An 18,927-nucleotide genomic window follows, 5' to 3' on the forward strand; every position below is an offset into this window, starting at 1 on the left:
GAAGGAGGAGGAACAGATGAGGAAGCTGACTTACGCTCTTGCGGCAGTTGCGACACTCGCAATCGGTGCCCCCACCATCGCCAACGCGGCCGGCTTCGGCGTCTATGTCGGCGGCGACCGCGACGACTATTACGGTCCGCGTGCCCGCATCTACGAGCATGATCGCGGCTGGCATCATGGCTGGTACCACCATGATCGCGACTACGATCGCGGCGTTGTGATCCGCCGTCACCACTGGGACGACGACTAGTTGGTGCCTGCACCGTGAGACAAGGAGGCCTCGCTTCGGCGGGGCCTTTTTGTGATGCTACGGACTGCGATCAATCGCATCGCGTCCGCCCTTGGCGTTAAAGCGTCACGCGCTCGTTCGGGCAAGGCCGCTGCGTCGCGTGGATAGGAGCTTGAACGTAGCGGTTCTTTCCAGCACGAGATTGCGATACGCGTCTGCATCAAGATTGCGATCGACGACGGCCGAAAGACCACGCGAAACTGGGAGGAGGAGATCGCCATCGAATTGTCCGCGCAGGGCGCCGATCGTGGCGGCATCCGCGCCCTGCGCGCCCAGCCCCGGTGCAAGTATGATCGATCGCGGCATGAGCTGCCGCAACCGCCTGCCCTCATGAACAGCCGTTGCACCAATAACGGCGCCAATCGCGCTCAGACGCTGCGCACCCTCCTGCGGAGACCCAATATGGGCGATCAAGTCTGCAACATGTTCAGAGATCAGCCTGTTCCCTGCCACCTTGTCTTGAAGCCAACCTGCGCCCGGATTCGATGTTCTGCAGAGAACAAACAGACCCTTACCGTAGCTACGCGAGCAATCGACGAAAGGCTCCAGCGTATCCGGGCCCATGAATGGAGCGACTGTCAGGCAATCGACTTCAAAGTCGCCGCTGCCACCGGCTGAGGCCGGGGTGAGATAGGCCCGGGCGTAGGCCGCTGCAGTCGATCCGATGTCACCTCGCTTGGCATCGAGAATGACCGCCATCCCGTTGGCCTTCGCCTGTCCAATGCCGGCCGACAGTGCCGTCAGGCCCCTTAGTCCGCAGGCTTCAAAATATGCGGACTGAAACTTTACAAAGCCCACCTGGCCCTTGAGTAGCTCAAGCATGAATGTGACGTAGTCTTCAATCCATGAGCCGTCTCCTCTATGATCGAAGAAGGCAGGAAGCTCAGGCAGATATGGATCGATGCCCGCCACCAGTTCGCCAAACTCGGTGGCATTGCTCTCGACGAGGTCGATCCAAGAGATAGTGGTCATCGCCAGCTCTCCAACGGCATCAGGAAGTTTCGGTCGAACTGTGGACAGGATGGTTTGAGTTTGTAGGACGGGTTGAGCCCCTGCGAAACCCATCACGCTGCAACACACTCGTATGCAATGATGGGTTTCGCAAGAACTCAACCCCTCCTACGCGCTGAAACAAACAAGGGACGTCGCTATGGCGAGAGACCGCCGAAACCGGCAAAGTCCCTCGCAACCGAGGGCCATCGCATACGGGCTCGTTGCGCGACCTGCGTGCACGCCTCGTCCTTCGAGACGACCGCTTCCAGCGGTCTCCTCAGGATGAGGCTAAACAGTTTCCGCACCCACTGATACTGCTGCCACAGGTCGAGGTACGACGACTGCTTCTGGCCCACGCCTGCAACAATCCCCACTCGGATTTGAATGGCGTTCGCGCGACCGGCTGTCTATGGTCTGACCATGTCACGCCTTCTCTGTCCCCTCGTTGCTGTCATCCTGTCGCTGCTGCCGGCCATCGTGCCTGCCGAGGCCGTCGCGAAAAAGCCCAGGCAAAGCTGGCACGGCTACGGCTTCCTGCCGGGCTATCGCCAGCCGCTCAGCAACACCCAGCCGATCTTCATGCAGAAGAATGGCTTTCGTCGTTACGCGCGCGAAAACCAGCGCCCCTGGTACATCGATCCGGTGCCGGCCTATTACCGTTTCTTCGACGGCGAATGGCATTATTTCGGCCGACCCGGGTTTGGCGGCTCGCGCTACAATGGCGGCAGCTTCGGTCCGTGCTGGACACGGACGCCGATCGGCGCGATCTGGAACTGTGGCTGATTGCGCGGCCGATTCATCAATCCCCGCCCGTTGAAGATCGTAGGGTGGGCAAAGGCGCACTTGCGCCGTGCCCACGAATCCGGCGCTACGATAGAAAGTCGTGGGCACGCTTCGCTTTGCCCACCCTACGATAGCTCGCGCCACTGTGAGGGGTGAGCTTGACGTCGTTACCTGAAATAACCCACCACCAGATCGGTATCCGCGCTGGCGGCGACCGTGCCGTTCAGCTCGGCGTCGATAACGCGGCGGCAGGCTTCGATCGCGGCGTGGTCGCCGAGATCGTTGGCGGCTTCCAGCACGAGCCAAGCGGCGTCGACCGTGGCCTTCTCCGGAGCCGCCCCGCCCGTCTCGGCGGGAAGCGTCTTGGCGAGGCTCTTGTTCTTGCGAATCGCGGTGCCGAATTGAGGCAACATTGCAAATACTCCCTCGATGTCCCGCTCAGTGGACCTGGAGCTCGGGCTGACGACCCGTGGCGGGATCGGCGCCGGCGTTGTTCTTGCGCGACTGGTAGAATTTCAGAATGCTGCGCGAGGTCTCGATCTTGAGCCGGCTGAAATCGCGCTCATTGTCGTGGAGCTCGCGCGCCGTGATCAGATGATCCTTGGCGCCGAGGAACAGCAGCGACATCGTCGTGTCCCAGGAGAAGTCGAGCGCCTTGCACAGCACCAGGATCATCTCGCGATTACGATCCATCAGCGCACGCTCGATCACGTCGACCGGCAGCGAGGACAGCAGCGACAGGCCGATCTGGACCTCGTCGAAGCGATGCTGGCGCGCATAGTTCGAGATCGAGACCTGGTTCAGGTTGCCCTGCCGGTACTGCGTCGTCACCACGCGCTTGGCGACGAAATAGCTGCGCGAGGACGGGCCGAACTTCGACTGCAGGTCGCCGGTGACCTCGGTCACCGAGCTCTGGATCTGCGACATCATCTCCGGGCGCTCGGTCTCGAGCCGGCGACGGACGTCCTCCGACGCCTTGGAGATGAGCTGCTGGAAGACGTGGCGCGGCACGTCCTTGCGCAGACCAAGTTGCTCGGCAAGAATCGAATCTCCCTCGGCGCGGCGGACCATGTGCAGCAGGCCCGAGCCGGAGAAGCGCGCCCCCTCGTTCCTGGCGACCGAGGTGACAACCTCCTGGTTACCACGCTTGACGAGAACGTCGGTCACGGCCTCGCCGATCGCCTCGCGCTGGGAGATCGCGAGCAGATGCGCCTGGCCCTTGGTCATGGCGCTCTCGACCAGCACCTTCTCGCCGATCCTGACGGAGTCGCGCAGCACGGGGCCGGCGACCGCGATCTCGTCGTCCAGCGCGAGCTTCTCGATGACGTTGAGCGGCGCGTGATCGCAGCCTGCCATCAATTCGGAGAGCTGCGCCCGCGCGGCGACCTCGATCTCATCGGCAAGCCGGCCGATGACCTCGCCGAACATGCTGATCTCGTCGTCGACGTAGCGACCGGTGATCAGAAGATCAGTCGCATGCCACAACGCCTTTGCCCGGCTCTCGTCTGTGCCGCGCGCGATTGCGTCGTCCAGATCCTGTAGAAGCGTTTTCGCCCCATCCATCGCGATAACCCCAGTTCTTGGTCCAGTTGCTGGCGAGCGATCCTGCCGATGCGGGCAGGACGCCGGATTCCTCTGGGGACCAACGCTAGGGAACAAACGCGAGAATCCAGTAAAACCGTCGCATCAGTTTTGCCGACGAAAATTCGTTCAAATGCGAGGGATTGTGGTGACCGGCGAGTAATGAGACGGTGCGCCCCTCTCGCGCTTGCCGGAGAATGGCGCCGGATGCGACTGCAGTAGCGTAGGGTGGGCAAAGCGAAGCGTGCCCACCAACGGTCTCGTGGGCACGGCGCTCTGCGCCTTTGCCCACCCTACGATTTTGGAGTCGCGGAGACATACCTCCCGGCAAGCGGGAGAGGTAAGAGGAGCCCGGGGCTCGAGCTCGCCAAATCAACTACGGGTTCTGCGGCGTCAGGACCAGCGGCGGCTTCGGCCGCGGCTTTGCGGGGGGTGGGCCCGGAGCGGGCCGCACCTCGATCGGCGGCGGCAAGGGGGCGACTTGCTGGCTCGCCAATGGCGGGCTCGGCGCGGCGGGCGCGGCCAGCGGCGGCTTCGGCGTCGGTGCGGCTTTGGGCTCCAGCTTCGCCTTCGGCGGCGGGCGGCGCGGATCGCGGCCGGGCATCGGCACCTCGGTCGGCGACGGCTCAGGCTCCGGCGAGACCAGCGTCGGCAGCGCGGCGGTTGCCGGCGGCGGCTCGCCACGCTCGATGGCATCGAGCCGTCGCGTCTCGCGATCGATCGTGCGCACCGCGAGCCACGACGACAACGGCGTGAGATCGACGGTGCGGCTGAGCTTGTCGGGAGGTCCGGCCGCAAACAGCTGGATCTCCGGCGGTGCGCCGGAGAGACCGGTCATGATCGGGGTCAGGCTGGCGCGGATATCGGCCTGGTCGGCGGGAATGTCGTAACCGCCGGAGACGATGGCATGGGCGTTCTTCGCTTCCAGCGGCGTTGCGCCGACGCGCAGGCGGCCGTCGCGGATCGTGAACGGGATCTGCGCCGAGGCGACCGCGATCGGCCCCGCGGACAATGCGGGCTCGACCAGCTGACGCAATCTGGTGTCGTCGGAGATCTGGCCACCGTCGCTGGCGCGAATGGCGATCTCGAAGGCGCGCGGATTGAGGCCGTTGATCTCGGCCGCATCAAGCGTCACCGTACCGTTGCCGGCGAGTGCGCCTGTCAGCGCCGAGACGCTGCGGCCCTGGCTCGTCAGCGTCATCTGCGCCGAGATGCGCCCCTTCGGCAGCGCCAGATCACGGTAGCGCAGCGAGGCCGCATCGACATTGCTGAGATCGAGATGCGCATTCAGCGCCAGACCGTTGGGGCCGTTGCGGGCATCGAGGCTTGCGGTCATCTCGCCGCCACCGAGGCTGCCTTTGAGTGCGTCGAGCGCGAGCGACTGGCCGTCGCCCCTGAGCGCGCCACTGAAGGGACGAATCTCGATTCCCCCGGGCAGGTTGCCGCGCAGCGCCTGGAACGCGACGCGGCCGCGCCAGCCGGTGATGAGGCCCGCGCTGAGCGGCTCGCCGCTGTCGCGCCCGGCGGCGCCGACGGCGAGCGCGAGCGCCGGCATCAGGTCGAGCGTGTCCAGCCCGACTTCGCCGTCGACGCTCTTCTCCTGATCGAGGGTCACGACGAGACGGCCGCGCAGGCGTGAACCCGATGCGGTGCCGTCGAGATCGTCGAAGGTCAGGCGATTGCCCGCCAGCGTGAGGCGGGAGGACAGGCTCGCAGTCTGAGCCGATTTATCGGCCGGACCGGTCCCGAACAGCGGCGCCAGATTGGCGTTGCGGACGTGCAGGTTCACGTTTGCTTTGGGCTCGGCCGCCGACAAGTCGACGCTCCCTTGCGCATCCGCGTCCAGGCCGCCGCCACCGAGCTTTGCGTTCAGCTGCATCGGCCGACGCCAGGCGCCGCTCAGCCTGCCCTCGATCTGCGCGGCGCCCGCGCCGGCGGCAACGATGCGATCGAGGCCGAGCAGCGCCGCCAGCGCGGCGGCCTGCGGCGTCGAGATTTTCGACTCCAGCGTGAAGTCGCTGCCCCGTAGTTTTTCGATGTCGAGGCCGCCAACCGCCGCGACCTGCGGCTGCGCGGCGAACGTCGCGGCGGCCTTGAGCTGCGGCGCGTCGAGGTCGAGCACGATGCGGGCATCGCTGCGATCGGGATGTTCGGCGTTGTTGTCGAGACTGAGGTCGAGCTTCAGGCGCGTCGCGCCCGGCAAGGCCGGGATGGCATCGAAGCGCGCGCGGACCGCAGGCGCGATCGGCTCCAGCAACGCCGTGAGATCGCGCAGAGAATTGGCCGACGATTTCAGCGCGAGCTTGCCGGTGGCCCTGGTGCGGTCAAAGCTGCCTGATGCCTCCGTGGTCACGCCGCTGGCCTGGCCGAAGTGCAATTGCTCCAGCGACAGCGCGGTCGGGCCGTAGCCGAGCCTGGCCGCGAACGGCCGCAGCTCCTGTCCCGCCGAAATCGCGCGGCCGATGTCGAGCGAAAGTTTCGCCTCCTCCGGCCACTCGCCTTGGGGACCTGCGAGCGCGCGGACAAAGCTCGTGGCGGCATCGAGATCGAGACGGTCCGCCTTCAGCTCCGCGTCGATCCGCGAGCCTTTGTTCGCGCCCGTTTGCACGAAGGCGATCCGTCCTTGGACGGTGCCACCTTCAATGTCGGCCTTCAGGGCGTCGATGGCCAGATGATTGGCCGCGATCGTCACATTGCCATCGAGACGGAGCGGCCGCGTGCTGCGCCTGATGATTTCGTTGCGGCCCTGCAGCCAGGCCACCAGCGTATCCGGATCGGAGGACTCGACACTGAGGCGGCCGCTGAAACTGTCGGCGCCGGGCGCGGCGCCGTTGAGCGAAACCTGCGTCATGCCGGGTGCGCGCAGCTCGAGCCGCTGAAAGGTCCAGGAGCGGCCATCGGTCTGAAGCTCGGTCGTGATGTTCTGGAGCGGACGGCCGCCCAGCATGATCTGGTCGGAGTTGAACTCGATCTGCGCCGGGATCGGCGCCTGCGGAATCGCCGCGAGACCCGCGCGCAGGGCCGGCAGGATACGCAGCGGCTCGGCATCGTCGCGGCCGGCGAGCTTGTCGGCATCGACCTGCCGCGCCGACAGCACAGCGCGCAGCAGCGGCGAAGCGCCGAACCTGAGGTCGCCGACGCCGCCGACCTTCAGCGCGCTGTCTTCCGCGCCGAAGCTCGCGTCGATCTGGTCGAACTTGGCACCGGCCGGATCGGCCTTGAGCTTTGCGGTGAGCTTCCAGGGCGTCGGCCCCGCCTCGCCTGCTTTCTTCGGTGGCGGCACGGCCAGCGTCAGCGCGCCATCGAATTTCGGCGAGCGGTTGTCGAAGGCAAGCACGCCTTCGAGATCGGCCAGAATGGCGCGCTCGCCGGGATCGATATTGAGGTGCACGCGGGTGGCGCTGCCGTCCGGGCTGGGGCCGGAGGAGACGCGGAACGGATAGCGCACGCCGTTGGCGGTGAAATGACCGTCGCCCCGCACCGATCCTGCAAGCGAGCGGACGTCGCCGGAGAAGCCGACGTCAATCAGCTCGAGCGTCGAGCGGCTGGCGACGTCGTGAAGGGCGATGCGGCCGGTGAGGTTGACCCGCTCGATGGCGAGCGAGGCGAGATTGAAGGTGCCGCTCGCGGTGGAGGGCAGATCGACCTTGCCCCTGGCGTCGAGGCCGAGATCGGCCGCCATGCCGCCGACCGAGAGCTCGGTGGCACGCCATTCGCCGCGCATCAACGAGCTCAGGCTGAACTCGACGTCGAGCTTGTCGGCGCGCAAGCGCCCGAGATCGTTGTTGCCGCCGAAGCTGACCGAACGCAGTCGCAATGTCGGCGCCGGCAGGAGCCGCGCATCGAGCTCGCCCGCCACGCGCACCGGCACGCCAATGATTCGGGTCGCCTCTGCCTCGAACTGGGGCCGGAACTGGTTCCAGTCGATGAAGTAAGGCCCGATCAGCGCGGCCAGCAGCGCTAAGATGAAGGCAATCGCCAATCCGAGCAGCGTCGTCTGCACGGGTCTCCCCTCGGCCAAGCCGGCACCCGGGTCAAACCCAAGCTGACAAACCAAGCTTCAGGCGCGCCGGAACAGCCCCTTATATAGGGGGAAGTGTGGCGAAGTCACAGCGACTGTTGCGCGCGGCGGTTAATGCAGGTGGGCGTGACCTCGTCATTAGGGGGCTCGCGCCCGAAGGAGGCGCGCCCCGGAATGACGAGATAGCGGCGATCACCAGCTGGCCGCAAGGCGCCTCAAGCCCCGCAACACGAAGGTCGGCCGCCATTCCGGGTTCTCGACGTCGTCGATGCGCAGATCCGGCAGGCGCCGCAGCAGCGTGGCGATGGCGATCTCGGCCTCGATGCGCGCCAATTGGGCCCCCAGGCAGAAATGGATGCCGCCGCCGAACGACAGCGGCCGGACGTTCGGCCTGGCGATGTCGAGCCTCTCGGGGTGGTCAGGATAAACCGCCGGATCGTGATTGGCCGAGCCGAGCAGGCAGAGCACGGTCTCGCCCTTGGGGATGGTCTTGCCGCCGAGATCGTCGATCTCCTCCAGCGCGACTCGGCCGGTCATCTGCACCGAGGAATCGTAGCGCAGGAATTCCTCGATCGCCTTGGTGATCAGCTCAGGCCGCGCCTTCAACAGCGCGAGCTGGTCCGGATTGCGATGCAGCGCGAGCAGGCCGTTGCCGATCAGATTGACTGTGGTCTCGTGGCCGGCGCCGAACAGCAGGATGATGTTCGCCGTCAGCTCCTCATTGGTGAGCTTGTTGCCGTCCTCCTCGGCCTGCACCAGCTGGGTGATGAGGTCGTCGCCGGGAGTCTTGCGGCGTAGCTCGAACAGCTGCTGGAAATACATCTGCGCCATCATGTTGGCGGCGTTGCCCTTGGCGATCTCCTCCGGCGTCATCGGCACCGGGTCGAGCAGCCGCCCGCCGTCGCGCGAACTCTTGTAGAAGACCTCGCGATGGTCCTCGGGAATGCCGAGCATCTCGCAGATGATGGTGACAGGCAGGCGGAAGGCGAAATCCTCGATCAGGTCCATCTGGCCGCGGTCGAGCACGGCATCGATGGTCTGGTCGACGATCTGCTGGATGCGCGGCCGCATGTCCTCGACGCGGCGGGCGGTGAACGCCTTCACGACGAGGCCGCGCAGGCGGGTGTGATCGGGCGGATCGGCCTGCAGCATCCAGTGCGCCATGCTGCGGAACACCGGCTCCTTCATGATGTCGGGGCCGTAACGGCGCGTCGTGCGCTCGACGAAATCCTTGCCGAAACGCTTGTCGCGCATCACGAGGCTGACCTCGGCGTGACGGCTGGCCACGAACTGGCCGAACGGCGTGACGTGGATCGGGTCGATCGTGCGCAGCCGGTCGTAATGCGGATAGGGATTGCGGATGAAGTCCGGCGCGAGCGGATTGAACAGGGGATCGCTGGCGACGCTCTGCACTTGCTCGTTCATGGTGACCTCACGTCGGTTGCCGCATGACACGATACGCCGGTTTGCAGCTCCGGAGCCGGCGTAACCATCCCTGATGATTTATCAACTCGATACATTGTTGTATCGAGTTGCATTCTGCCCTAACCTTGAGGGATGTCAAGACTGAGAACCAGGCCGACCAGGGACGACACGCGCGAGGCGCTGTTCGAGGCAGCCGCGCGCGTGTTCGAGCAGGACGGGATCGGCGGCGCCACCATCGAGGCGATCGCGGCGGAGGCCGGCTTCACCCGCGGCGCGTTCTATTCAAATTTCAAGAGCAAGGACGAGCTGATCTTCGCCATGCTCGAGGACCATGTCGAGCGATCGATCCGGCGCAACATGGAGATCCTGGCGCAGCACAGGAACCTCGACGACTTCATCGCGGCGCTGAAGACGATGGACCGCGCCCGGCAGGACCCCCTCGCCCGCTCGCCGCTGCTGCATATCGAGATGATCCTGTTCGTCGCGCGCGCCGAGAAGCGCCGGCCCGAGCTCGCCAAGCGCTTGCGGGCGCGGCGCAAGCTGATCGCCGACATCGTCGAGGCGACGTTGAGAGACAGCGCCAAAGGCGAGACGCTGAACCCGCCCTGGATGGCCTCGGTGGTGCTGGCGCTGGAAGACGGCTTTCGCCTGCACCGGCTGATCGATCCCGAGACCACGCCGGCGGACAGTTTTCTGCGGGCGATTACGGATTTGCGGCGGAGGACGGGGTTGGCCGAGGAGTGAGGGCGCAGTTGCGGCGCGCGCTTGCGGTCAAAAGGACACACTCAACTCCGGCGCCGCATATTGTACCAAAATTTAATTTGCACCTCGCGATTGCGCAACGTAACTGCCATTCGAGAGCGACGTATCCGGCAACGACCGGACGAAAACGCTGCACTAACAGCAAGAAAAGCAAGCACAGCAGCTACTTTTCGTTCAGGAGAATTCATTGCCCGGCATCGTCCATGTCGTGGATGACGACGCATCGTTCCTATCGGCCATCCAGCAAATTCTAGAGGCAAGCGGATACCGCGTTGCCACCTATGCATCGGCGCAGCAATTGCTGGAGCAGCAGCCCGACGAAAGCAAGGGTTGCATTCTGCTGGATGTCAGGATGCCGGGCATCAGCGGACTCGAGTTGCAAAGCCACTTGACGGAACGCGGCTCGACACTGCCCATCATCTTTCTGACCGCCTATCCTGATGTCAGCATCACCGTGAAGGCGATCAAGGCGGGCGCGGACGATTTCCTCATCAAGCCAGTTGGCTCGAGCGATCTTCTGAGAGCTATCGCACGCGCGATCGCGCGGCATCGCCATGCGCGCGAACTCGACGGCGAGCTGGAAGCGCTTCGAGGACGGCTTTCCACGCTCACGCCGCGCCAGAGGCAGGTCTTCGAGATCGTGGTCCGGGGCAGGACGAGCAAGCATGCCGCGCGCGAACTCGGCAGCAGCGAGCGGACCATCAAGGCGCATCGGAGCGCGATCATGGGCAAGCTTCAGGTCCAGTCGGTGGTCGAACTGGTCAGGATCGCCGAGCGGCTCGGCGTGCTCGACGCAGAGGACGAAGGGACGCGAGCGAATGAGGCGACAAACGGCCGCTAGCCAGCGATTGCGTTCGCCTTTGTTCGTGAGCAACGGGCATTGATCGGCTTCTCCTACGCCGAGCGCTTCACCGCAACAGCGCTCGCCGGTTCGACCTCAAGCCGCCCCAGCATCGCCCGCGCCTGCTCGGCGCAGTGCTCGATCAGCCAGCGCTCGAAGGCGACGGGCGCCAGCGCGGGGGCGTAGAGGAAGCCTTGCACGACGTCGCAGCCGAGCTCGGCCAGCATCTTGCGCTGGCCTTCGGTCTCGACGCCTTCGGCGACGACGGTCAGCCTAAGGCCCTGGCCGACCCGGACGACGGCGGTAGCGATCGCGAGTGCGCCGGCATCCTTCTCGATGTCGCGCATGAAACTGCGGTCGATCTTGAGCTCGCGGATCGGCAGATGGGCGAGCCGGCTGAGGCTCGAATAGCCGGTGCCGAAATCGTCCACCGACAGGCCGATGCCGAGGGCGCGGATCGCGTGCATCGTCTCCAGCGCAGCGGCGCCGTCCTGCATGAAGGTGCCTTCGGTGATCTCCAGCATGAGGGCATCGGGCGGCAGATCGTGTTCGGCGAGGACATCTTGGAGCCGCGCGGCCAACGTGACGTTGCGGAAATTGATCGGCGACAAATTCACCGAGACGCTGGGGATGTTGAGCCCGGCGCGACGCCAGGCCGCCATCTGCCGACAGGCCTCGCGCACCGACCACAGGCCGATCTGCTCGATCAGGCCGCATTCTTCGGCGAGCGGAATGAACTTGGCCGGCGAGACGTCGCCGAGCACGGCATCGTGCCAGCGCGCCAGCGCTTCGACGCCGTGGACGGCGTCGTCGCAGCTGCGGATCTGCGGCTGGTAGAACAGGCTGAGCGCACCCTCGGCAATGGCGCGGCGGAGTGCTGCGATCATGGCCAGCCGCTGTTCGGTCAGGCCGTTCATTTCGGTGTTGAACATGCAATGGGTGGAGCGGCCCGCCTGCTTGGCCATGTACATGGCGGCATCGGCCTGCTGCATCAGCGTGTCGATATCGGTCGCATGGTCGGGATAGAGGCTAATGCCGATGCTGGCCGACATCGGCATCAGCTTCGATCCGAGCCGCAGGGGCGCAGCCAGCGCCTCGGTGATGCGGGTCGCGACCCGCTCGGCGCTCTCGGCATTGCGATGCGGCAGCAGGATGACGAACTCGTCGCCGCCAAGCCGGCCCAGCATATCCTCGGGCCCGATCTGCTCGCGCAGGCGCTGCGCGAGCTGGATCAGAAGCTCGTCCCCGGCGGCATGGCCGAGCGTGTCGTTGACGTCCTTGAAGTGATCGACGTCGAGGAAGGCCAGCGCGACATGGCTGCCGGTCGGACAGGCATCGATCGCGGTCGTGATCAGGTGCCGTAATTGCGCGCGGTTGGGCAGGCCGGTGAGAATATCGTGATAGGCCAGCCGCGCGATCTCGGCGCGCGCTTCCTTGCGTTCGATGGCGAAGGCGGCGAGGTCGACGCAGGCATCGACGATGCGCCGGTGCCAATCGCTCGGCGCGCGAGGCTCGCGGTAGTAGAATGCGAAGGTGGCAATGACCCGGCCGTCCTTGGCCTTGACCGGGGTCGACCAGCAGGCCCGCAAGCCGGTCGCGAGCGGCATGGCCTTGTAAGGCTGCCAGCGCGGATCGGTGTCGAGATCTTCAGCCAGCACCGGCTCGCCATAGAAGGCGGCGGTGCCGCAGGAGCCGACGTCAGGTCCGATCGCGATGCCGTCCAGCGCGCTGGAATACTCCTCGGGCAGGCTCGGGCCCCCGAGCGGGTGAATCAGGCCTGCGGCATCGACATGCAGCAGCGAGCAGACGACGTCGGGTGCGATCTCCTCGACGCGGCGGCAGAGCCGGTCGGCGATCTCGGTGATCGGGACCTCATCGGCGAGCGCGCTCATGATGAGCTGCTGCAGCGAGCGCAGCTGCCTGCTCTCGGTGATGTCCTCGACCAGCGCGAAGATGTGCCTGAGCCGGCCTTTGTTGTCGCGGAAGGCGTCGAGCCGCGCACAAACCCAGATCTCCTCGCCGCTCTTGTCGTAAACGAGTGTCTCGACCTCGCCGCGGCGGCCGCCGGCCATGAGCCGCTTGACGAGCTTCGCGATCGCCCTGCGGTTGGTATGGCAACCGGCGATGAGCTCCGCCGCAGGTCGTCCCTCGGCTTCCTCGCTGGTATAGCCAAACAGCGCGGTGAAGGCCGAATTGACGTAGCGGATGTTGTGCTCGACGTCGGCGATGATCACGGCGCGATTGGTCTGGTCCGAGACTGCGTTGAGCAGCCCGATCCTGACGCGACGCTCGGCCTCGGCGGTGACGTCGCGCGCGAATATGATGTGATTGATAGTACCGTCGATGCTCGTCGACGACAGCGCAATCGTGGCCTTGATCCGGCTGCCGTCGCGCCTGACGAGGCTGATCTCGTCGCGAAAGTCCACGACCGGATCGGCTTGAAGACATTTGAGCGTGAGAATGGCGGCGTCTCCGCCGAGCACGTCGGCACGCGCAAGCTTCCAGATCCGCTCAGCGCCGGCGTTGAAATAGGTGATGCGACGCGCATCGTCGACGATGACGATGCCGTCGTCGGCGCATTCGAGCGCGGCGCGCAGCACGTCCGGCATTCTGGTCAAGGGGCAGTCGGAGGCAGACATCATTCGACCCGGCAGCATCGGCAAGATACGGCAAGCAGCCCAAGGCTACCGCGCCGATGGTGTCCAAGACCTTTTTGCAACCGGCCCGGGTTCGGCCAAGCCGCGACATGCTTAACAGTCCGAGAAAAATGCCGTGCTAATGCAGAGCGAGCGGAACCTATTCGGCGCGGGTTCCCGCCCGGAGCATGTGCAGCCGGCCGGCCACGGCCCGAACCTTGCCCGGCGAGGCCCGCCAGACCGACAGCGCCGAGAGAAGGCCGACGATGATCGCAATGCCAAATGCGAGCGTGTAGTCGCCGGTGCGGTCATAGAGCAGGCCGGTCACCCAGGGCCCGGCCGCGCCGCCCGCCAATGCCGCGAGCATGATCATGCCGAAGATGCTGCCCTGGTGGCGGCCCGCAAAAATCTCGAACACCACTGCGCCCATTATCGAGGTGAGCCCGTAGCCGAGCGCGCCTTGTGTGAACACCATCAGCCAGACCAGCCAGAACGAAGGCTGGTATTTCAGCGCCATCAGCGCCGCGAAGCAGATCGCAAACCCCACACAGCTGATGGCCCAGACCGATTCCCGCCCGATCCGGTCGGAGATATGGCCGAGGAAGATCTGGCCGGGGATGCCGAGCAGGCTGACAGCGCCGAGCGCCCAGACCGCAACGCTCGGGCTGAAGCCGATGTCGAGCAGGAATTTGGTCTGGTGCACCTGCACCGCGTACCAGATGTACAGACCGCAGAAATAACCAAGCGCGAGCCACCAGAAGCGCGCAGTCGCAACCGCCCGCTTCAGCGTCCAGTCGATCGCGGCCCAGTCGGGATCGACGATGTTGGAGACCGGCTTGGCGGCGCCCGTGACCGGCTCGCCGTCGCCATCGGGCCGCAGGCCGATGTCTTCGGGGTGCTTGTGCAGCAGCAGATTGATCGGCGCCAGCACGACCAGGATCATCAATCCCATCGCGGTGCACGCGGTGCGCCAACCGGTCTGCTCGATCATGTGCTGCACCCATGGCAGCAGCGTCACGGATCCGATGCCGACGCCGGCGAAGGCGATACCGATGGCAAAGCCGCGCTTGCGGATGAACCAGTTCGGCAGGAACAGTGACTGGCCGGAATAGCCGAGGCACACGGAGCCGGCGCCGACCATGACGCCGATCGTCACGTAGAGATGCCAGGGCTGGCTCGTGAGCGGCGCGAGCAGCAGCCCGCCGGCCATCAGCGCCACGCCGAGTTCCATGACGGCGCGCGGGCCGGCACGGTCCATCAGCCTTCCGATCAGCGGGCTGGCCACGGCGGACGCGATGAAGCCGAAGGAGAACGCGCCCGCAGTCACGCCGCGCTCCCAGCCGAACTCGGCAATGATGGGCGGAAAGAACAGCGAGAAGGAGGTGCGCGCGTTGACGCCGATGGCCATGGTGACGAACGTCACCGCAACCACGACCCAGCCGTAGAAGAACGGAAGCCGCATTTTTCTTGTTTCATCCCTAGACGATCCTTCGGACCATCTCGGTGCGCCCGGGTCAAGCGAATTTCGCGAATGCCTCTACATCGTGATGTTCAAATGCTGCGAGGCATGCGCTCACGCGGCGTCGCGCTGCGAGCCTTCGGCCGGCCCGTCAAGCTCGATCTGGTCGATCGGCAGCGGGCGGCTGAACAGATAGCCTTGCGCAAAATTGACGCCGAGTGCCTTCAGCCGCTCGAACTCCTCTGATGTCTCGACGCCTTCGGCGGTGACCGACATGTCGAGCCCGCGCGCCAGTGTCACGATCGAGGAGATGATCGCGGAGGAGCGCGGCTGGTGCGTGAGATTGCGGATGAACGATTTGTCGATCTTGATCTTGTCGAACGGAAATGCGGTGAGATAGCTCAGCGAGGAATAGCCGGTGCCGAAATCGTCGAGCGCGAGCTCGACGCCGATGCTCTTCAGCCGCTCCATGAAAGCAAGGTTCTCGGTGCCGCGCTCCAACAGGACGGATTCGGTGATCTCGATCTCGAGCCGTTGCGGCGACAGGCCGGAATCCCGCAAGGCCGCGTTGATGACGTCGAACAGATCGGCTTCCTTGAACTGGATCGGCGAGAGATTGACCGCGACCATCAGGTCCGACGGCCACGCCGCCGCATCCGCGCAGGCGCGGCGCAGCACGAATTCGCCGAGCGGCACGATCAGCCCGGTCTCCTCTGCAAGCGCGATGAACTGATCCGGCGGGATCAGCCCGCGGGTCGGATGCCGCCAGCGCACCAGTGCTTCGAAGCCGCGCCGCGCGCCGGTGCCGGCATCCAGGAACGGCTGGTAGTGCACCTCGAGCTGGCAGAGCGCGATGGCGTCGCGCAGATCCCCTTCCAGCGTGTTGCGCGCCTCGAGCTCGGCCGACATCGCCTCGTCGTAGATGGTGAAACAGTTGCGGCCGGCCGATTTCGAGCGATACAGCGCAAGGTCGGCCTTCTTCAGCAACTGCTCCTGGTCGCTGCCGTGATCCGGCGCCACCGCAATGCCGATGCTGGTGCCGATCTCGACGCGATGCCCCGGCAATGGGAACGGCTCGGCGAGGAGCTTGGCGATCCGCGCGGCCAGTTCGGTCGACGATGCGCGCTGATCCTCGCAGCCCTCCTGGATGATAGCGAACTCGTCGCCGCCGAGCCGCGCCAGCACGTCGGTGGCGCGCGCGGCGGATTTCAGCCGCTGCGCCACCAGGCGCAGCAGCGCATCGCCGGCGCCATGACCAAGGGAATCGTTGACGTTTTTGAAGCGGTCGAGGTCGAGCATCAGGATCGAGAAGGTCCAGCCGCCGTTCTTCAGCTGATCATTAAGCTCATCGAGCCGGGCAAGGAAGAAGGCGCGGTTCGGCAATCCGGTCAGGACGTCGGTCTGCGCAAGCTCGAGCACGCGACGGTTGGCCAGCGAGAGCCGCCGCGAGTTGCGGCTTGCCAGCGTCAGATAGATCGACAGTGACATTGTCAGCAGGATGCCGACGGTGAGGACCGCGCCGGCGCGGTCGTAGGTCATCTCGAGCGAACCGCCGACCGTCGGCATCGCGCGCACCTGCCAGTCGGTGTCCCCGATCTTGAGATGGCCCGACCAGTGCAGGCCCCGCGCGACGTCGCGCATCGACTGCGGCGAAGAAGGTGCCGACGAATAATCCGGCATCGTCTCCTCAAGGCCGACGATCCGCGCCGTGAAAGGCGGATACACGTTCACGCTGACCGCAGGGCTTGCGCCGGTCGTGACACGAATGGCCTCTATCAGCAGCGGCAGGTCGAACACGCCGACCACGTAGCCTGTGAGATTGCGGCGCCGGTCCGCGACCGTGTCGCGAGAGGTCCCCTTGGCGTAGACGGGAACGGCGACGAGAGCATAGGACAGTCGGCCACCCCCGCGCGGATCGTAGAGGCGCGCACGAACGCCGGCGATTCGGTCGTTGTCACGCGCGCGCTCGAGCGCCGCGGCGCGTTCCGGAACACTGGCATAGTCCATGCCATAGACGGGCGACGTCTTCGGGTAGGTCGAATAGAACACCGGAAAATATTCATCGCTTTGCGGCGCAGTCGCAAAACGCTCACCCTGGAGCGACTTGACGCGATAGCCGGACAGGCCGTCCGCGACCGCGGCGGCCTCGTATTCGGCGCGTTCCTTGCGGTTGACGCGCGGCAGCCAGGAGATGCGCAGCATGCCGGGATGATGCTCGAACAGCCGGGCGCTGAACGTCTCGAACTCGCTGCGGGTGATTTCCTCGTTGGCCGATTCGAACAGGGTGCGCAGCGCGACGAGCCGGCTGATATATTCGTTCATGCCGTTCTGCATGACGATGGAATCGGTCTCGGCCGTGCTTTCGAACTCGATCCTGTTGACGCGGTCTTCCCACCGCGCCACGGCCGCGGCGCCCGCCAGGGAGAACAGCAGACCGACGCCGGCTGCGACGAGAGCAGGACGATAGAGCCCGAGCAGCGGCGCGGCGTGCCACCATCCGGCAGCCCATTTCCGACCCTGAACATTCTGACCGCGATCGCCCATCCGTAAAGCCGCCGTCCACTCTTCGCAGCGGGCCGCACTTCTGGTTGAACCGCCGAGGTGGCAATCGGACAAGGGACGCGGTTAAGAACTGCACAATTTCGGAACCCGGCTCTCCCACATTGCGGGGATTAGTTAACGAAGTGAGCGGGTGAACTGGCCGGATCAGCGCAACCTGCCTGTTCTACCCGGATTACTACGGAGCTGCCGAAAGCGCTGATTAGCGAGCTATTCAGGCTGCCCGACTATGCTCGGCGCGCTTTCCAGCATCCGGCAACACTTCCTGATGAACCTGTTTCGATCAGCGACACGCATCATGCTGACCTTCGTACTGCTCGCCGCAGCCACGTGTGCTGCAAGCGGCGACGAGGTCGGCGTCAGTGCGGACGCGATCCTGTTCGGCCAGACGGCTGCGTTCGCAGGCCCCTCAGCTTTGCTCGGTCAGCGCATGCGGCAAGGCATCGTCGCAGCATTCACCGAGATCAACGCAAATGGCGGCATCCATGGCCGCAAGCTGCAGCTGATCACCCGCGACGACGGCTACGATCCCGACCGTTCGGTGGCGCAGACGCTGCGGCTGATCGAGGACGACAAGGTGTTCGCGCTGATCGGCGGGGTTGGCACGCCGACGGCGATGGCAACGATTCCGATCACCAGCGCCCGGAACATTCCCTTCATAGCACCGTTCACCGGCGCCGAATTTCTGCGCGACCTCAAGCTTGCGAACGTCGTCAACATCCGCGCGAGCTATGGCGCGGAGGCCGAGGCCTGGATCAAGCACCTCACCGAGGACCGCAAGTTCACCCGCATCGGCATCTTCTACCAGGACGATTCCTTCGGCCGTGACGGCCTTGCCGGCGTGAAGAACGCGCTGGCCCGGCGCGGGCTCGAGCTCGCCGCCGAAGGCACCTTCGAGCGCAACACCCGCGCCGTCGGCGCGGCCTGGCGGGTGATCAAGCGCGCCGAGCCCGAGGCGATCGTCATGGTCGGGACCTACGGTCCCTGCGCCGAATTCATCAAGCTGGCACACCGCAGCGGCCTTGCGCCGACGTTCGTCAACATCTCCTTCGTCGGCGCCACCGCGCTTGCCAAAGAGCTCGGCCCCGAGGGCGAAGGCGTCATCGTCTCGCAGGTCGTGCCATTTCCGTGGGATCGCTCGCTCAAGCTCGTGGCCGACTACCAGGCCGCACAGAAGATACTCGACCCGACGCTGACCCCGGACTTCGTTTCGCTCGAAGGTTATCTCGCCGGCCGCTTTGTCGCCGCGGCCCTCAAACATCTCGGACCGATCCCGACGCGGGCGGAGCTGATGCGGATCATCAACGACGTCGGCCGCTTCGACATCAGCGGCACCGTCATCACCGTCGGCTCACGCGCCATCGAGACGCCACCGAAGGTGTTTTTGACGGTGATCCAGAAGGACGGGACGTTCAAGGCGGTGGATAGGCTGTAGGGGTCGCTGTCGAGATGAACTCCCAATAGCGCCGCGACGAAGGTGCGCTCCCTCCCCCCTTTGTGGGGGAGGGTTGGGGAGAGGGGTAGCCCAGCAAAAGGTGCCAATGTTGGACGTCGAGCCGCGTGCTGGCTGCGCGATGG

13 protein-coding genes are annotated in these 18,927 nt (G+C 65.3%); 5 read left to right on the forward strand and 8 right to left on the reverse strand.

Annotation, left to right across the window (positions count from 1 at the left end):
• The first annotated feature begins 16 nt into the window (after positions 1-16).
• A complete protein-coding gene (locus tag HYH07_RS31505; RefSeq protein ID WP_063958233.1) occupies positions 17-250 on the forward strand; it encodes a hypothetical protein in 234 nt (77 codons plus the stop codon).
• Positions 251-355: 105 nt separating this feature from the next.
• Here HYH07_RS31505 and pyrF read toward each other — a convergent pair whose 3' ends face one another.
• Positions 356-1,261 carry an orotidine-5'-phosphate decarboxylase gene (gene pyrF, locus HYH07_RS31510; protein WP_220006113.1) on the reverse strand — a complete coding sequence of 302 codons (906 nt, stop codon included), beginning with the start codon at positions 1,259-1,261 and terminating at the stop codon, positions 356-358.
• 441 nt (positions 1,262-1,702) lie between these two features.
• Between pyrF and HYH07_RS31515 the strand changes: the two genes are divergently transcribed.
• The gene (locus tag HYH07_RS31515; protein WP_220006114.1) at positions 1,703-2,065 is read left to right on the forward strand and encodes a hypothetical protein; all 363 of its coding nucleotides are present in this window, start codon (positions 1,703-1,705) and stop codon (positions 2,063-2,065) included.
• 167 nt (positions 2,066-2,232) lie between these two features.
• On the opposite strand, the gene HYH07_RS31520 is transcribed toward HYH07_RS31515, so the two are convergent.
• The 4 genes from HYH07_RS31520 to HYH07_RS31535 form a co-directional block, all read right to left on the reverse strand.
• The gene (locus tag HYH07_RS31520; protein WP_220006115.1) at positions 2,233-2,478 is read right to left on the reverse strand and encodes a hypothetical protein; all 246 of its coding nucleotides are present in this window, start codon (positions 2,476-2,478) and stop codon (positions 2,233-2,235) included.
• A 25-nt stretch (positions 2,479-2,503) separates the two neighbouring features.
• Positions 2,504-3,628, reverse strand: coding sequence for a DUF2336 domain-containing protein (locus HYH07_RS31525; protein ID WP_220006116.1), 1,125 nt, complete (start codon positions 3,626-3,628; stop codon positions 2,504-2,506).
• 394 nt (positions 3,629-4,022) lie between these two features.
• Positions 4,023-7,649 carry an AsmA-like C-terminal region-containing protein gene (locus HYH07_RS31530; protein WP_220006117.1) on the reverse strand — a complete coding sequence of 1,209 codons (3,627 nt, stop codon included), beginning with the start codon at positions 7,647-7,649 and terminating at the stop codon, positions 4,023-4,025.
• Between the two features lie 210 nt (positions 7,650-7,859).
• Entirely contained in the window at positions 7,860-9,092 is a 1,233-nt protein-coding gene (locus HYH07_RS31535) for a cytochrome P450 (protein ID WP_220006118.1), read from the reverse strand.
• 132 nt (positions 9,093-9,224) lie between these two features.
• Between HYH07_RS31535 and HYH07_RS31540 the strand changes: the two genes are divergently transcribed.
• Positions 9,225-9,836: a TetR/AcrR family transcriptional regulator gene (locus HYH07_RS31540; protein ID WP_220006119.1), complete on the forward strand. Its 612-nt coding sequence runs from the start codon at positions 9,225-9,227 to the stop codon at positions 9,834-9,836.
• Between the two features lie 205 nt (positions 9,837-10,041).
• The gene (locus HYH07_RS31545; RefSeq protein ID WP_220006120.1) at positions 10,042-10,695 is read left to right on the forward strand and encodes a response regulator transcription factor; all 654 of its coding nucleotides are present in this window, start codon (positions 10,042-10,044) and stop codon (positions 10,693-10,695) included.
• 53 nt (positions 10,696-10,748) lie between these two features.
• On the opposite strand, the gene HYH07_RS31550 is transcribed toward HYH07_RS31545, so the two are convergent.
• The 3 genes from HYH07_RS31550 to HYH07_RS31560 form a co-directional block, all read right to left on the reverse strand.
• Positions 10,749-13,334 (reverse strand): EAL domain-containing protein, encoded by a 2,586-nt coding sequence (locus HYH07_RS31550; RefSeq protein WP_220006161.1) that lies wholly within the window; start codon positions 13,332-13,334, stop codon positions 10,749-10,751.
• A 157-nt stretch (positions 13,335-13,491) separates the two neighbouring features.
• Positions 13,492-14,793: an MFS transporter gene (locus HYH07_RS31555; protein WP_220006121.1), complete on the reverse strand. Its 1,302-nt coding sequence runs from the start codon at positions 14,791-14,793 to the stop codon at positions 13,492-13,494.
• 111 nt (positions 14,794-14,904) lie between these two features.
• On the reverse strand, positions 14,905-17,334 hold the full coding sequence (locus tag HYH07_RS31560) for an EAL domain-containing protein (RefSeq protein ID WP_220006122.1): 2,430 nt from the start codon (positions 17,332-17,334) through the stop codon (positions 14,905-14,907).
• A gap of 283 nt (positions 17,335-17,617) precedes the next feature.
• On the opposite strand from HYH07_RS31560, the gene HYH07_RS31565 reads away from it, so the two are divergent.
• Positions 17,618-18,784 carry an ABC transporter substrate-binding protein gene (locus tag HYH07_RS31565; protein WP_220006123.1) on the forward strand — a complete coding sequence of 389 codons (1,167 nt, stop codon included), beginning with the start codon at positions 17,618-17,620 and terminating at the stop codon, positions 18,782-18,784.
• The last annotated feature ends 143 nt before the right edge of the window (positions 18,785-18,927 follow it).

It is taken from the genome of Bradyrhizobium sp. BR 10261 (assembly GCF_019455395.1).
Classification (GTDB): Bacteria; Pseudomonadota; Alphaproteobacteria; order Rhizobiales; family Xanthobacteraceae; genus Bradyrhizobium; species Bradyrhizobium manausense.